Annotated in this window: 11 protein-coding genes; 6 read left to right on the plus strand and 5 right to left on the minus strand. The window is 67.5% G+C overall.

Going from position 1 to position 15,386, the window contains the following annotated elements; translation table 11 throughout:
- Positions 1-43: 43 nt before the first annotated feature.
- The 3 genes from recC to recD are packed head-to-tail and all read left to right on the plus strand — an operon-like array spanning position 44 to position 9,158.
- A complete protein-coding gene (gene recC / locus LJ655_RS06375; RefSeq protein WP_230560420.1) occupies positions 44-3,436 on the plus strand; it encodes an exodeoxyribonuclease V subunit gamma in 3,393 nt (1,130 codons plus the stop codon).
- On the plus strand, positions 3,433-7,152 hold the full coding sequence (recB, locus tag LJ655_RS06380) for an exodeoxyribonuclease V subunit beta (RefSeq protein ID WP_230560421.1): 3,720 nt from the start codon (positions 3,433-3,435) through the stop codon (positions 7,150-7,152). The genes recC and recB overlap by 4 nt, the downstream gene beginning before the upstream one ends.
- The gene (gene recD / locus LJ655_RS06385; RefSeq protein WP_230560422.1) at positions 7,149-9,158 is read left to right on the plus strand and encodes an exodeoxyribonuclease V subunit alpha; all 2,010 of its coding nucleotides are present in this window, start codon (positions 7,149-7,151) and stop codon (positions 9,156-9,158) included. The genes recB and recD overlap by 4 nt, the downstream gene beginning before the upstream one ends.
- Positions 9,159-9,220: 62 nt before the next feature.
- On the opposite strand, the gene LJ655_RS06390 is transcribed toward recD, so the two are convergent.
- A complete protein-coding gene (locus tag LJ655_RS06390) occupies positions 9,221-9,862 on the minus strand; it encodes a VC0807 family protein (protein ID WP_230560423.1) in 642 nt (213 codons plus the stop codon).
- A gap of 170 nt (positions 9,863-10,032) precedes the next feature.
- On the opposite strand from LJ655_RS06390, the gene arfB reads away from it, so the two are divergent.
- Positions 10,033-10,437, plus strand: a complete 405-nt coding sequence (arfB, locus tag LJ655_RS06395) for an alternative ribosome rescue aminoacyl-tRNA hydrolase ArfB (protein WP_230560424.1) — start codon at positions 10,033-10,035, stop codon at positions 10,435-10,437.
- 42 nt (positions 10,438-10,479) lie between these two features.
- Here arfB and LJ655_RS06400 read toward each other — a convergent pair whose 3' ends face one another.
- Positions 10,480-11,799 (minus strand): sensor domain-containing phosphodiesterase, encoded by a 1,320-nt coding sequence (locus LJ655_RS06400; RefSeq protein ID WP_230560425.1) that lies wholly within the window; start codon positions 11,797-11,799, stop codon positions 10,480-10,482.
- Between the two features lie 603 nt (positions 11,800-12,402).
- On the opposite strand from LJ655_RS06400, the gene LJ655_RS06405 reads away from it, so the two are divergent.
- Complete coding sequence (locus LJ655_RS06405; protein WP_230560426.1) at positions 12,403-12,693, plus strand: putative quinol monooxygenase; 291 nt, start codon at positions 12,403-12,405, stop codon at positions 12,691-12,693.
- A gap of 78 nt (positions 12,694-12,771) precedes the next feature.
- Here the strand turns inward: LJ655_RS06405 and LJ655_RS06410 are convergent, their stop codons facing one another.
- The 3 genes from LJ655_RS06410 to LJ655_RS06420 form a co-directional block, all read right to left on the minus strand.
- Positions 12,772-13,029: a hypothetical protein gene (locus tag LJ655_RS06410; protein ID WP_008923870.1), complete on the minus strand. Its 258-nt coding sequence runs from the start codon at positions 13,027-13,029 to the stop codon at positions 12,772-12,774.
- A gap of 233 nt (positions 13,030-13,262) precedes the next feature.
- A complete protein-coding gene (locus tag LJ655_RS06415; protein ID WP_230560427.1) occupies positions 13,263-13,502 on the minus strand; it encodes a hypothetical protein in 240 nt (79 codons plus the stop codon).
- 289 nt (positions 13,503-13,791) lie between these two features.
- Entirely contained in the window at positions 13,792-14,511 is a 720-nt protein-coding gene (locus LJ655_RS06420) for a YdcF family protein (protein ID WP_425605775.1), read from the minus strand.
- A 265-nt stretch (positions 14,512-14,776) separates the two neighbouring features.
- Between LJ655_RS06420 and LJ655_RS06425 the strand changes: the two genes are divergently transcribed.
- Positions 14,777-15,100, plus strand: a complete 324-nt coding sequence (locus LJ655_RS06425; RefSeq protein WP_027197390.1) for a hypothetical protein — start codon at positions 14,777-14,779, stop codon at positions 15,098-15,100.
- The last annotated feature ends 286 nt before the right edge of the window (positions 15,101-15,386 follow it).

The following is a 15,386-nucleotide window of genomic DNA, read 5'->3' on the forward strand; positions in this document are numbered from 1 at the left end:
AGCGCCTCGCGGCCATCCGCGTGCCACATGTCATCCGGAATCCATGCTTCAGCTCTTCTACTCGAACCGCTACGAAACGCTGGTCGGCGCGCTGCTCGACGACCTCGCGCAAGCGCCGTCCGACCCCTGGACCGCGCGACCCGTGATCGTGCCGAGCGCGGCCGTACGCCGGCGGCTCGAGCTCGATATCGCCGCTCGTCAGGGCGTCTGCGCGAACGTCAACTTTTGTTATCTCGCGCAATGGCTGTGGGCGCAGATCGGTGGCGTGATCGAGGTGCCGAAGCATTCGCCGTTTGCGCCCGACCGGCTCGTGTGGCGTTGCTACCGGCTGCTGGGCGACCCGGACGAAGCGCTGCCGTGGAACGCTTCGCCGCGTCTGCGCACCTATCTCGATGCGGCCGACGCGTCGATGCGCTACGAACTCGCCAGGCGCGTGGCGACCGTGCTCGATCACTATTTGACCTATCGCCCCGAATGGCTGCTGCAATGGCACAAGGGCGGCTCGATCTTCGCGAGTGGCGCAGCGGACGACACCGGTCCGCGTCTGACCGGCGCGAGCGACGCGGCGCGCGAGGACGAGCGCTGGCAGGCGGCGTTGTGGCGCGCGGTGCTCGCGGAACTCGCGCAAGCCGGCGGCCATGCGCAAACGTCCGCGGCCGCGCTGCCGCCCGCGTACCGGTTCCTCGATGAAATCGGCGCGCTCGATCTAGGAGCCATCTCGAACGCGCAATGGCCCGAGGCGGTCAGCGTGTTCGCGCTGCCGACCATGCCGCCGCTGCATATCGCGTTGCTGCGCGCGTTGTCGCGCTGGATCGACGTGCGTCTGTACGTAATGAATCCATGCCGCGAGTTCTGGTTCGACGTGGTCAGCGAAGGGCGCGTGCAGGCGCTCGACGCGGCAGGGCAGCTCGACTATCAGGAAGTCGGTCATCCGCTGCTCGCCGAATGGGGCCGTCAGACTCAGGCGCAGCTGCATATGCTGCACGAGCTGACCGAGAGCGCCGCATCGGCCGAAACCGGCGACTTCACCGAGAACCCCGAGCCGAGCTGGCTCGCCGCCGTGCAGAACGGCATCCTCGCACTGCGCGATGAAGCCGATGCCGACGAACCGCCGCTCGAGCGCGGCATCGAGGTCCACGTCTGCCATAGCCTGTCGCGGCAACTCGAAGTGCTGCACGATCGCCTGCTCGGCTGGTTCGACGAGTTCGACGATCTGCAGCCGTCCGACGTGCTGGTCGCCGTGTCCGATCTCGCGGCGGCCGGTCCGCTGATCGACGCGGTGTTCGGCACCACGCCCGCCGGCGATACGCGCCGCATTCCGTACCGGATAACCGGTTTGCCGCCGTCGCAGGCCAATCCGGTCGCGCGGCTGTTGCTCGACTGGCTCGCGCTGCCCGAGCGCAGTGTCGGCGCGCCGGATCTGATCGAATGGCTGCGCGTCGATGCGGTCGCGGTGCGTTACGGCATCGACGCTAATTCGCTCGAAGCCGCGCAGGAATGGCTCGCGGCGGCTGGCGCGCGGCGCGGGCTCGCGCCGCTCGAACCGGTTGGCGAGCACGTACCGGTCGCGCGCCATACGTTCGCCGATGCGCTGACGCGCCTGTACCTCGGCTACGCGATGCCGGCCGGCGGCGAGCCCGTCGATGCGTGGCTGCCGGTCGAAGGCGCGGATGGTTCGGATGCCGAATTGCTCGGCCGCCTGTCGTGTTTCGTCGACGATATCGACAGCTTCGCGGCGACCTGCGCAGTCGAGCGCACACCTGCCGAATGGTCGCAACTGCTGCTCGAAACGCTCGGGCAGTGCTTCGACGGCGGGATCGACTTCGCCGATTCGCTCGCGGCGGTGCGCGACGCGCTCGACGCGATGAGCGCAGCGATGCAGGCGGGCGCCCAGGACGTGCTGCTGCCCGCTTCGGTGGTGCGCACCGCGCTCGCCGAAGCGCTCGACGATCCGGCGCGCGGCGGCGTGCCGTGGGGCAGCGTGACGTTTTCTTCGCTGACGAGTCTGCGCGGCTTGCCATTCCGCGTCGTCTGTCTGCTGGGCATGGACGACGGTGTGCTGCCGTCGCTCGCGCGCGCGGACGAATTCGACCTGATGGCCGCGTTTGGCAAGGCAGGCGACCGTCAGCGCCGCGACGACGAGCGCAATCTGTTCCTCGATCTGCTGCTTGCCGCGCGCGAGCAACTCTTCATCGCTTACACGGGCCGCAGCATTCGCGACAACGCGCCGCTGCCGCCGGCCGCGCTCGTCGACGAACTGCTCGATCATCTCGCGCGGGTGTCGGCGGGTGAGAACGCGAGTCCGGCCGAGGTCGACCGCGCACGGCGTGCGTTCATCGTCGAGCATCCGTTGCAGGCGTTCGCGCCGGACTATTTTTCGTCGAATCCCGACCTGTTCACGTACGACGCCGATCGCGCCGAGCTGGCCACGCTGCTGGCCGAGCCGCAGCATCCCGAGACCGCGCCGTTCTTCGCTCGACCGCTGCCGCCGGAAGACACGCGCGAGGTCGGGTTCGACGACTTCGTGCGCTTCTGGCGTCATCCGGCGCGCGCGCTGCTGCGCGACCGGCTCGGTATCGCGTTGTCGGATGCGCAGGGCGAGTTGCTCGACACCGAGCCGTTCGATCTCGACTATGCGGGCCGCGACGCGCTTGCCGAGCGTCTGCTGCCGGTGCTGCTCGACGCCGACGCCGAAGACGACGTGATGTTCAGCCGCGTGCAGCGCGTCGCCGAGGCGAGCCCCGAGCTGCCCGGCGGCGCGACCGGCGCGGTCTGGCGCGCGCGCGAGCTGTCCGCGCTGCGGCAGTTGGCATCGAGCGTGCGGCGCGAAGTGGCCGCGGGCGTCGAGCGCTTGCCGTTTGCGCTCGATATCGCGCCGCGCTGGCCGCAGGGCGGCGAGGGCGCCGATAGCCCCGTCACGCTGTTCGGCGACTACGACGCGCTGCTGCGCGAGTCCGCCGAAACACCGCTGCAATTGCGCGGCACGTTGAACCTGCTGACCGGAACGGGACAAGTGATCTTTCGTTATGCCAAAGCCAGCGCACGCGACTATCTGTCCGCGTGGCTCGCGCATCTGGTCTATTGCGCGGCAAGGCCGGACGGTCCGCGCCGCACCGTGTGGCACGGCAGCGGCGAGAGTTTCGAGCTCGCGCCGGTCGCTGCTCCGCTCGACGAACTCGCGCCGTTGCTTGCGCTCTTCAATGCCGGGCGCCGGCTGCCGTTGCGCTTCTTCCCGAAGAGTGCATGGGCGAGGATCAGCGAGAGCGAATCGGCGGCGCAAGGCGTGTGGATCAACGACCGCGTGCGCGGCGAATCCGACGACCCCGCATTGCGCATCGCGCTGCGCGGTACGCCGCTCACGCTCGACGAACCGTTCGGCAGCCTCGCTGCGATCGTCTTCAAGCCGTTGATCCAGCACTTGAGGAGCGCCTCATGAGCGACGCGCTGCGCCATCAAGGTCTCGCCGCCGACGAACTCGACGTGTTCGCGTGTCCGCTCGACGGCGTGAACCAGATCGAAGCATCAGCGGGCACTGGCAAGACGTGGAACATCTGCGCGCTGTACGTGCGGCTGCTGCTGGAAAAGAACCTGAACGCGGATCAGATCCTCGTCGTGACTTTCACGAAGGCGGCGACCGCGGAACTGCACGAGCGTATTCGCGGGCGTCTCGCGGAACTGCATCGCGCGATCGAGATGGACGACGACGGCGGCGATCCGTTCATCCGCCGGCTGTTCGAGACGACGCTCGCACCGCAAAACGGCATCGAGCGCGAGGCTGCGTTGAAGGTCGTGCGCCGCGCGCTGCGCACGTTCGATCAGGCCGCGATCCACACGATCCACGCGTTCTGTCAGCGCGCGTTGCAGGAAGCGCCGTTCGCGGCCGCGATGCCATTCGCGTTCGAAATGGAAGCCGACGACGCGGCACTGCGTTTCGAACTCGCCGCCGATTTCTGGCGCGAGCAGGTCGAACCGGTCGCGTATGCGCATCCCGCGTTCGCCGCGTGGCTGGTGGCAAGGCGCGCCGGCCCCGCATCGCTCGACGAGCAGTTGGCGCGGCGCCTGAAAAAACCGCTCGCGCAATTGCGCTGGGGCGGCGTCGATGCGCCCGGCGCAAGCGCCGATCCGCAGGCCGGCTTCGATGACGCGTGCGCGATCTGGCAGGCCGAACGCGACACGATCGTCGCGCTGCTCGCCGAGGCGCAGGAGCGTCTGAGCAAGACCACGCACAAGCCCGATCACGTGAGCGCGGCGATCGCCGCGTGGAGCGACTACTTTGCGCAGGGCGACTGCCATGCGCCACCGCCGCGTGCGGCGTTGAAGCTGACGGCGTCGGCGTTGAAGAAGGCGACCAAGGTCAAGTTCGAGCCGCCCGCGCATCCGTTCTTCGAGCATGCCGAAGCGTTGGCCGCGGCCGTGGTCGCCGCGGAAGCCGCGCAGCGCGCGCGCTGGCTCGCGCTCGTGCAGAGCTGGCTCGACTACGCGCCGGACGAGTTGGTGGCGCGCAAGCGCACGCGCCGCGTCGTGTCGTTCGACGATCTGCTTGCCAATCTGTATCGCGCGCTCGCCGCGCATGCGTGGCTCGCCGATGCGTTGCGCAGCCGCTATCCGGCCGCGTTGATCGACGAGTTTCAGGACACCGATCCGCTGCAATTCGCTATTTTTGGCCGCATTTTCGCGCCGGCGGGGCCGCTTTTCCTGGTCGGCGATCCGAAGCAGGCGATCTACAGTTTCCGCGCCGCGGATCTGCACACGTACCTCGCGGCGCGCGAGTCGGCGTCCGCACGCTACACGCTCGCGGTCAACCAGCGCTCGACCGCGCCGATCGTGGACGCGTGCAACCGGATCTTCGAAGCGAATCCGCAGGCGTTCGTCCTCGACGGTCTCGACTATCAGCCGGTCCGCGCGGGCGAGCGGCGCCGCGCGCCGTTCAGCGATCCCGAGGCGAGCGCCGGAGATTTCCGCATCTGGACGTTGCCGCAAGGCGACGCCGCGCTGAGCAAACGCGACGCGCAGCGCGCCGCGAGCGAAGCTTGCGCGGCCGAGATCGTGCGGCTGTTGCGAGGCGCGCGTGAAGGCGTGGTGACGATCGGCGACAAGCCGCTCGCACCGGGCGATATCGCCGTGCTCGTGCAGACCCACAAGCAGGGCAGCCTCGTCAAACGCGTGCTCGCGGCGTGGGGCGTCGGCAGCGTGGAGCTTGCGCAGGCGTCGGTGTTCGCGACGCTGGATGCCGAGCAGATCGAGCGCGTGCTGGCTGCCATCGACACGCCCGGCGATCTGCGGCGTCTGCGCGCCGCGCTCGCCACCGACTGGCTCGGGCTCGACGCCGCCGCGCTGTGGCGTCTCACGCAGGTCGCCGATGCGCCCGCGGCCGTCGACGAGTCGACGCAAGCGCTCGACCCCGCGGACGCGATGGGCTGGGTCGAACGTTTTTCGCGCTACCGGATGTTGTGGCACGAACGCGGCTTCGCGGTGATGTGGCGCACGCTGATGCGCGAGCTGCGCGTCGCGCAGCGGCTCGTCGCGGGAGCCGACGGCGAGCGGCGCCTCACCAACGTGAACCATCTTGCCGAGCTCGTGCAGGCGCGCGCAGCTACCCAGCCCGGCATCGCGCCGACCTTGCGCTGGCTCGCCGCGCAGCGCGAGCAGGGCGGCGGCGAAGAGGCACAGTTGCGGCTCGAGTCGGATCGCAATCTCGTGCAGATCGTCACGGTCCACAAGTCGAAGGGGCTCGAATACGCGGTCGTGTTCTGTCCGTTCCTCAACGATGGCGGCTTGCGCGAGCCGCCATCGTCGGGCTTGCCCGATGCGCGCGAGTATCACGACGACGGCGGCGAGGCGGTGCTGCACTACGGTTGCGATGAAGAGGAAGCCGGGCGCGCGTCGCGTTATGCGGTGCGCGAGCAGGCGGCGGAACGCGCGCGGCTCGTCTACGTGGCGCTCACGCGGGCGGTGTACCGCTGCTACCTCGTCGCGGGCACCTATCTGTCCGCACGCTCGACGAAGGAGTCGCGCCGCAGCGTGCTGAACTGGCTCGTGGGCGGCAGCGGACAGACGTTCGACGCGTGGCTCGCCGAGCCGCCCGACGAGGCCGCCCTCGCGGCGAGCTGGCACGCGCTCGCGGGCGGACCGGTCACGCTGCAGCCGCTGCCTGAATTGACTCGCCGCGTGCCGCTCGAAAGTCTGCAGGATCACGGTGCGCGTCGCCATGCGCGCGCGAATCGGCGGCCGTTGCGCGATCAGTGGCGCATGGCGAGTTTCAGCGGCTTGATCGCGGCAGGCGGCAGGAGCGCGGAGGCGCACGGTCTCGCGCCGCAGGAAGACGTGCGGCCCGATCATGATGAAATCGCCGATGCCCCCGAGTCTGCTCCGCTCGCCGTAACGGCCGCCGCGGCGAACGCCCCGGCGCATGCCGACGACGACATTCTCGCGTTCCCACGCGGCGCCGCGGCCGGCGAATGCCTGCATCGCATGTTCGAGCTCGCCGATTTCACCGACGCCCGCACGTGGCCCGACGCGATTCGCGGCGCGCTGCACGAGCGTCCGGCGCCAGCCGCGCCCGAGCTTGCCGCGCGCTTGCCCGCGATGATGCATCGGCTGCTCGCCGACGTCGTTTCGACCGAACTCGTGCCGGGCATGACGCTCGCGCGGCTCGATCCGCATCGGCGCCTGAACGAACTCGAGTTCTTGTTCGCGGCGCCGTCGCTCGATTTTTCGGCGCTGCGAGAACTGCTGATCGAATATGGTTATCCCGACGTCGCGCTCGAGCCCGGCGCGCTGCGCGGGTACGTCAAGGGATTTATCGACATGATCGTCGAGCACGACGGCCGCTTCTGGATCGTCGACTGGAAATCGAACCATCTCGGCGACACCGCCGCCGATTACGCGGCCGGGCCGCTCGAAGCGGCGATGGCCAGTCATGCGTATCACCTGCAGGCGCTGCTGTATACGGTCGCGCTGCATCGCTATCTGAAGACGCGCATGCGCGACTATGCATACGACACGCACATCGGCGGCTATCTCTATCTGTTCGTGCGCGGCGTGCGGCCCGACTGGCGCGACGCCGACGGTTCAGCCGGCGTGCATAGGCGGCGCGCGCCGTTCGAACTCGTGGCGCTGCTCGACGCGGCGATGATCGGAGGCACCGCATGAGCACGCCCGGCACGCTCGATCAGCACCCGGCCGCGCCGCTCGGGCTTGAGGACATCGGCGTCAATCTGCCCGCGCCGGCCGATTTCAGCATTGCGCTCGCCGAGGGATTCGCGCGCCGCATCGGCATGCTTGCGCGCCGCGGTGGCGCTTCGACCGAGGTGGTGAAGTGGGCCGCGCGCGGCGCGTTCGCGGCGAGCCGCGCGACGGCCGAAGGCCACGTGTGCGTGCCGCTTGCGACGCTCGCGCGCCGCTTCGACGCGTCGAGCGCCGAGGTGCGCGCGGCGCTGCTCGCGAGCGGCATGGCAAGCGACGGCGCGGCGGGCGCGGCGGCGTTGCGGCCGCTCGTGATCGACGGCCAGGGGCGTCTTTATCTCGCGCGCTACTACGACTACGAACGGCGTCTCGCGCAAGCATTGGTCGCGCATGCGACGAACGAAGGGCGCATCGCGAAAGCTGAAGCCGAAACCGACCCCGCCGCGTTGCGTGAGCGGCTGTTGCGCTACTTCGGGCCGCCGAAGGACGACGACATCGACTGGCAACGCGTCGCGGCCGTGATGGCGCTGTCGGGGCGGCTGACGATCGTCAGCGGCGGCCCGGGCACCGGGAAGACGACGACCGTGGTGGGCGTGCTCGCGTGTCTGCTCGATGCGCGCGCCGATCTGCGCATCGCACTCGCGGCACCGACCGGCAAGGCGGCGCAGCGGATGCAGGAAGCGTTGCTCGCGCGCGCGGGCGACCTGCCGCCCGAACTCGCCGCGCGTTTGCCGCAGACCTCTTACACGCTGCATCGCTTGCTGGGGACGGGGCCGGGCGGGCGCTTCCGGCATCATCGCGAAAATCCGCTGCCGTACGACGTCGTCGTGATCGACGAGGCGTCGATGATCGACGTCGCGATGGCCACGCATCTGCTCGACGCGATCGCGCCGCACACGCGACTCGTGATGCTAGGCGACAAGGACCAGCTCGCGGCGGTCGAGGCGGGCGCGGTGTTCGCCGAACTCAGCGCGCGGCCCGCGCTCAGTTCGAGCGGATCGCGGCGGGTCGCGCAGGCGCTCGGCATCGACGAGGCGCGGCTCGCGCGGGCATTGCCACGCGTGTCGCCGGACACGTTCGACCTGGTACCGTCGGATGATCTGTTCGGCGGCGGCCAGGCCGAGCGGGATACAGGATCGGCGACCGAACGCAATCCGCTTGCCGACTGCGTCGTCTGGCTCGAGCGCAACTACCGGTTCGGTCTCGAGTCGCCGATCGGCCGTCTGTCGGTCGCGATTCGCAACGGCTCGCCAAGCGCGGCGCTCGACGTATTGCGGATCGACCCGACCGATGTCTGCGCCGCGGCGCTGTACGAGGACGCGAACACGGCTCTGGCCGAGCGCACCGTCTCGCGACTTGCCGCCGGCTTCGCGCCGTATGCCGAGGCGCTTGCCACGGCGCTCGCCACCGATACGCCCGATCCATTGCCGCTCTTCGACGCGCTCAACCGCTTCCGCATTCTGTGCGCGACGCGGCTCGGCTCTCGCGGCGTCGATCAGGTCAATGCGGCGATGGCGGCTCAGGTGCGGCGCGCCGCCGGCGTCACGCTCGCGGTGGGGGCGCAGTGGTTTGCGGGGCGTCCGGTGATGGTCACGCGCAACGATTACGCGCTGGGTCTGTTCAACGGCGACATCGGCATTGCGCTGCCGGGCGCGGCCGGCGCGCTGCGCGTGTATTTCCGCACCGGTGACGGCACTGTGCGCGCGGTGTCGCCGGCCGCGCTGCCGCCGCACGACACCGCGTTCGCGCTGACGGTCCACAAGTCGCAAGGTTCGGAGTTCGAGCACGCGGTGCTGGTGCTGCCGCCGGTGTTTAGCCGCGTGCTCTCGCGCGAGCTCGTGTACACGGCGATCACTCGCGCGCGCGAACGTGTCGAGGTGATCGGCGCGCGAGCCGTGCTCGCGCAGGCAATCGCGACGCCGACGCAGCGTGATTCGGGGCTGGAAGCACGGATTGCGGATGCATCGCGTTGAGCGCGGGGCCACAGTTAGGCAGCTGGGGTGGAGCGGTCATGTGGTGCCTTGGCGCGAGGCGCTTAACCGGCCATCCCGCTCGCCCGCTCGATGGCGTCGACGCGGTTGCGCATCGTTTTGCGGTACCACAGCGTCCACAGTGCCAGGCCCACGTAAATGCCGTAGCCGATAAAGGGCGACACGACGAGGAAGCGTTCGATCGGCCATGTCAGCGCCATCCACGCGCGCAGCGCGGTTTCGCCGGTCAGGCCGAGGCCCCAGACGAGCGTCATCGTGCGCATCGCGATGGCGAGGCCGGGGCGTTCGCGCCACAGCGCCTCGAAATGCGCGGCGCCGCCTTCCATCTCGCGCGCGACCGTCGCGCGTGCAAGGTAGAAGATCAGCGGACGGCGCATCGGCAGCGACAGCAGGAACGCGACGCCGACCGCGCCGGACACGAGCGACTCGCGCAACAGCAGCATGCGCGGACTGCCACCGAGCGCCATTGCCGCCACCGACAGCACGATGCCCGCGACGACCATCACGCTGAGCGCATCGACACGCCGAAAGCGCGCCAGCTCGATCGCGCTCCACGCGAGCGGCGGCGCGGCGGACGCGATCAGCGCGCCGGTTTCCCCGACGCGCGGCAACGCGAGCCGGTAGGCAAGCCACGGCAGCAGAAAGTTGACGGCCAGTTCGAGGACGAAGCCCGGACGGATTTTCATATGGGTTTACGCCATAAGCGAAAAGAAGCAGTATCGAGGAGCCAGCCATGCCGGCGCAAATGGTCTTCTTCGTAGCATTCGCGAGCCGGTGATCCCGGGCACGCAGCGCACGCATCGGGCATCTCGCACCGAGCGCTTGTACACTGACGCACCTTCTGTCCCTGCCACCGATGACATCCCGCTACTCGATCCCGCCGAACGAAATCGAATTGACCGCCGTGCGCGCGCAGGGGGCGGGTGGTCAGAACGTCAACAAGGTGTCGAGCGCGATCCATCTGCGTTTCGACGTGCGCGCTTCGTCGCTGCCGGAAGTGCTGAAGATGCGTCTGCTCGCGCTGTCCGACCACCGGCTCACGCGCGACGGCGTCGTGATCATCAAGGCGCAGGAGCATCGGACCCAGGAGATGAACCGTGCGGCGGCGCTCGCGCGGCTCTACGAGCTGATCGAAAGCGTCAGCGTGACGCGCAAGCCGCGGGTCGCGACCCGGCCGACCCGCGCGTCGAACCTGAGGCGGCTCGACAGCAAGTCGAAACGTGGCGAGGTCAAGTTGGGGCGCGGCCGCGTGCACGAGTAGCAGCGCGCAGCACGCGCGTCAGGCGCAGCGCAAGAATGGCCGTCAACGCCTGGCGTCGCGTCGAGCGGTGCACGCATCCGGGGCCGATGCCTCCGGCACGAAATCGACGCACAGCACGTGCGTGCCGTCGCGCTCGAAGGCGATCGCCGCGGTGTAGCAGTCCTGACCATCGGCGAGCGAGTAGTGCGGCCCCATCATCGCGACGCGGCCCGGTGCCGCGAGCGCGTGCCGGAAATAGGCGCGGCGCGACCAGTTGGCGCGTGTCTGCGCATAGAGCGGCGCGAGCCGCTTTGGCGGAGGGGGCACCGATGCCGCCTTCACCGAAGGCTGGGTCTGCTCGCCCTGGCCGTCGGTGAGAAACACGCGGCGCGCTTCGGGCAGATGCCAGATCTTTTGCGCAGCCTGTTCGAGGTCGCCGGTTGCCTTGTAGGTGTCGACGGCCGCGAGCACCGCTTCGGCGCAGCCCTCGAAACCGATCCGCTGGTGGCCGGCGTGCGCGCGCTCGTACTCGGCGAACTTGCTCCAGATCGACGCAACAAGCGCTGGTACCTTCGTGCAGGCAGCCTGCACGCTGCTCTTCGGCTGACCGAACCAGAAGCCCTGCACGAAATCGACGTCGGCCTGCATCAGGATCATGAGTTCTTCGTCGGTCTCGACGCCTTCGGCGAGCACCAGTGTGCCCGACTGATGCAGCATCGCGATCAGATGGCTGATCATCGATTCGTCGCCCTCGCGTTTGCCGGCGCGCGCGACCAGCGAACGGTCCAGCTTGACGATGTCGGGACGGAAGCGCCACACGCGGTCGAAGTTCGAAAAGCCGGTGCCGAAGTCGTCGATCGCGATCAGGAAGTCGCGCGGCTGCGAGGCGGCGAGCATGCTGGCGACGGCGGATTCGTCGTCGGCGGGTTGCTCCAGCACTTCGATGACGATGCGCTCCTGCGGCAGCCCGAAATGTGCGGACAACTCGTCGATGAACGCGCGCTGCGGCCAGCCGGTTTCGAACACCTGCGGACGCGTGTTCAGAAACAGCCACCCGGTGCTGATGCCTTGCTCCATGAAATTCGCCACATGCAGGCAACGCGCGATGCGATCGAGTTCGCGCGCTTCGGCGGCCGAGCGCGTTCCTGAGAACAGCACTTCGGGCGAGACGGGCAGGCCGACCGGATCGAACGCGCGCAACAGGCCCTCGTAGCCGACCACGCACTGATGCGTGACCGACAGCACCGGCTGGAACACGCTGTGCAACGTCAACGCGCGCCAGGTCGCAGTCCAGCCCGATTCGCCGCGGACCAGGTGCGGGAGCAGGCCGCTTACGGTCAAATCGCTGACGGTTGGCTTGGAAACGGGCATGAGAGCTTGCATGAGATTCTTGCGGCAAGGGGGTGAAGGGGCACGCAACCCATTCGGACGCGCAGCGATCGCAGACCCGAAGCGTCGAGCGGACGAAACGAACCCGTCCCGCGAACACGAAGGGTAGTATCTCAGCTACGCTGGACTCCGGCGAATTGGTCAAAGTCAGTCTAGCAGTTTGCCGCCCGCACCAATGTGCGAGTCGCCACAAACTCACGGGCGCGAAAATTCTCCGCAAACCGGCTGACTACGGCCGAGCGGCAATCCATTGCGGGTAGTTCGCCGGAGCGTTTCGCACGCTTGCCACGCGCGAAACGGATTCTCACTCGCAATCCGTTCCCGTACCACGCCGAGGGTAACAGGGCACTCAGTGGTCGCCCGCCAAACTCCAGGCGTCGACGCCGTTCACAGGTGAGTGCCGGCGCGGAGCTCTGGCGTGGTCGTTTGGGCGAGGGCTCGGCACGGCTTGGCTCTGCGAGATCGGTCTGACGCGACGTTGCTGCGGCATGGCGGGCGGAGGCGAGATTCGTGCGTCGCCATGCTGGCCGGCGCAGTCGGCGGCGAGTTCGGCAATCGACGGGTATGCTGCTGCTTTTCGCAAAAAGGAGATCGGGTATGGCGGAAATCGCGGTGGTCGCAATTTCGGTGGCGAAGCCGGGGCATGAGGAGCAGTTACGCGAGGCGCTCGAAGGCATCGTCGGGCCGACGCGCAACGAAGAGGGCGTGCTGCAGTACGACCTGCACCGCGACGTGCAGGAGCCGCGCCGGTTCGTGTTCGTCGAACGTTGGGAAAGCCGGGACGCGCTCGCGGCGCATGCGAGATCCGCGCATATCGAGGCCTATAAGAAGGCGGCCGCGGATTGGATCGAGCACGCGGAGATTCGCGTCGTGTCGAAGATCGCCTGAGTTGTGGCGCGGGCGGCGTCAGGGCGCGCCGACGCGCCGGGCAGGTGCGGCGGCCTGCGCCTCGCGCGCCGTCAACGATCAGTGGGTCGCTTGTGGGACATCGAGAATCAGGATGATGGTCCAGTCGGCGTCGCCGTCATGATGATACTGGCGCTCCGCGACGATGAACGGCTGCTGTTTGCCGGCCGGGCCGAGAAACAGCACGTCGCCTTCCATCGGCAGGCATTCGACGGGCGGCAGCGCGAGGTACGCTTCCTGACCGCCACGCGGCATCAGTTTTTCAATCTTGCGAGATGCTGCTTCGGTCCATTCGATATCAAGCTGGATGTTGCTCATGCTGTCCTCCGCACCAAGGTGCGCACGGGTTAGGGGATGCCGGCGGCTTGCCGGTGGGTGCGCGACTTTAGCACACCGAAAGCGGCGCGCCGGCGGCCTCGTCAAGCCGATGCGCGCATGGACCGCCGCGTCAGCGCCGCTCGAATCACTGAAATAAAAAAGCCGAAACCGGCGCTGCCAGCTTCGGCTTTTTACCTGCACGGCTCGGCCGCGAGGCGAGATCTCGACGTCGCTCAGGTGCCCGAGGATTCGGCACCCTTCTTCGGATGATGGGGAGCCATCTTGTGATGCTTGGCCGGAGCGGCGGGTGCGGTTTCCATCGACTGCTCGCGGTTTTGCAAATCTTGCGCACGCTGCTCGACGTCCGCCGCCTTGGCTGGATCGGTGCTCGTCGTGATGCCGCTGTCCTGGGCGTAAGCCGCACCGGCTGCGGCACAGAGGGAAACCAGGATCGCCAGGAATACTTTCTTCATCGTTACCTCCATAGAGTGATGGTGGACCCGAGAATTGCTTTTCCAGTCGGAAAGACAATGCATTCTATCGAGCTGACTCTGGTCCAGCCGATTGGTTTGTAACCGCGCTAAACAATTGTTTCAGATTGTAATTAGCGCGATCTGCCTGCCGTTCAAACAGCTTATACGATGCGCGCGCGACAATGCCCCGGCGGTCGCGATGCATTCGCTCGGCCCGGGAAAATGGTTCGCATGGTTCAATTAGTCGAGCTGTACTCGACACGCGAGGGCGAATCGGCGGCGTCGTTCGTCAGAACCAGCCGATGGCGCGATACAGGTGAAATTGCGCAAGGCCGGCCAGCTCATGCAGCGCAATCTCCGCGGCCTTGAGGTTATCGATGTGCGGCAGCAGGCCGAGTCGCGCGTACCGCGCGCCCGAAATCTCCGGCTGCGGCTCGAGACCGAAGCACTGAAAGTCGAGCAGCGCACGCGGCATGTGGTATGCAGACGTGACGAGTATCAACGTGTCGTAATGCGACCGGCCAACAATGGCTGAGACATTGCGCGCGTTTTCGTAGGTCGTGCGGCTGCTGTTCTCGAGCACGATGTCCGAGCGCGGCACCTGCTGACGCAGCAGATAAGGCAGGTAGGTGTCGGCTTCTGTCGCGCTATGCCGCTGCGGATTGCCGCCGCTGACGATTATCTGGCAGGTGTTGGCCGTGCGCTTGCATGCCGCATAGTTTCGCGCGCTGAGCTCGATGCGCGAAAGCACGTCGCGTGGCGGCACCAGCACGTGGTCGTGGTTGTAGATCGTGCCGCCGCCGAGCAGGATGATCGCGGTGCGCGGCGCGTAGGTGACGGTCGTGGCGCTCTGTCGTTGCGGCTGAGCCAGATCGAGCAGCGGCGCGGTCAGCCAGCCAGCCGCGAGCAGCCAGAACAGCGCGATCATGCAGATAACGAGCGGTCGGCGCGCGCGCTTCGATCGCAGGATTGCAGCGAAAAAAAGCGCTAATAAAGTGAATAGAATCAATTTAAATGGGGTAACGTATGTCTTTCGGGACAAATCTACGGGCTTGCCATCGCGCTGCGGCGCACGCATCAGGGGTCCGTGGAGAGAACGCTAACATGCCGTTCTGACGGGGGTTCCGAAAACGAGACCAGGCAGCACCTGGCGGAAATCCGCTGCCAGACAGGCGGCGAGCTTCTGACCAGGGGCGGGTGCCACGTGCGTCGCCGGTGGCGCAGTGACGCGTGGGCATGAATGTGTCATAGCTGCACTTTAAGAAAGAAGTGAGATGACCACGTATTCCAACGAAGCCGTACTTGAAGCGCTCCGGCGAGCGCAATATCGTCAGGTTCCCTGGGCCAGAAGGCCGGGCGTCTTCCAATATCTTCGCGCACTAGGGCTGATGGACACCGTTCGGCAGCGAACTGTCGCGCCGGCACCGGGCTTTCATGCCCCCGTCGACATCGCCGTGCTCACCGAGCGGGGCAGAGCGGAGTTTGCGCGGCTCGAGCACGACGAGCGTCTGCTTACGTGGACAGCGCAACGCATGAACGACTATGTTCTCGGCGCGGCCGAACCGCGGTCGGCCGCGACGGCCGAGGTCAGGTCTTAGCACAGAGTACATCGCTTTTCTGCATCACGGTCCGCCCGGGCTTATCACCCCTCGGCGGGCGTCCTCTTCTGTCGCCCCGTCGCCGCGCGCCTCCGGGGGCCAATTTTGTTTTCCACATCGGCGAAGCGCGATGCGGTTCGCGCCGGGCGTTGCTTTTGTGCATCTTCCACGCCATTGACGACTTGCGGGCAAAAAAAAGCCCGTATCGCGAGGATACGGGCATACCGGAATTACTACTGCCACGCTGTGCTAATGGCGTTGAGTCAGACTGGCGACGCGGCCGGTG

It is taken from the genome of Paraburkholderia translucens (assembly GCF_020881035.1).
GTDB lineage: Bacteria > Pseudomonadota > Gammaproteobacteria > Burkholderiales > Burkholderiaceae > Paraburkholderia > Paraburkholderia translucens.

Coding starts and splice junctions, on each gene's coding strand:
- recB (WP_230560421.1), top strand. CDS start 3,433: ATGAGCGACGCGCTGCGCCATCAAGGTCTCGCCGCCGACGAACTCGAC.
- LJ655_RS06415 (WP_230560427.1), bottom strand. CDS start 13,502: ATGAAGAAAGTATTCCTGGCGATCCTGGTTTCCCTCTGTGCCGCAGCC.
- LJ655_RS06410 (WP_008923870.1), bottom strand. CDS start 13,029: ATGAGCAACATCCAGCTTGATATCGAATGGACCGAAGCAGCATCTCGC.
- LJ655_RS06390 (WP_230560423.1), bottom strand. CDS start 9,862: ATGAAAATCCGTCCGGGCTTCGTCCTCGAACTGGCCGTCAACTTTCTG.
- arfB (WP_230560424.1), top strand. CDS start 10,033: ATGACATCCCGCTACTCGATCCCGCCGAACGAAATCGAATTGACCGCC.
- recC (WP_230560420.1), top strand. CDS start 44: ATGCTTCAGCTCTTCTACTCGAACCGCTACGAAACGCTGGTCGGCGCG.
- recD (WP_230560422.1), top strand. CDS start 7,149: ATGAGCACGCCCGGCACGCTCGATCAGCACCCGGCCGCGCCGCTCGGG.
- LJ655_RS06405 (WP_230560426.1), top strand. CDS start 12,403: ATGGCGGAAATCGCGGTGGTCGCAATTTCGGTGGCGAAGCCGGGGCAT.
- LJ655_RS06425 (WP_027197390.1), top strand. CDS start 14,777: ATGACCACGTATTCCAACGAAGCCGTACTTGAAGCGCTCCGGCGAGCG.
- LJ655_RS06400 (WP_230560425.1), bottom strand. CDS start 11,799: ATGCAAGCTCTCATGCCCGTTTCCAAGCCAACCGTCAGCGATTTGACC.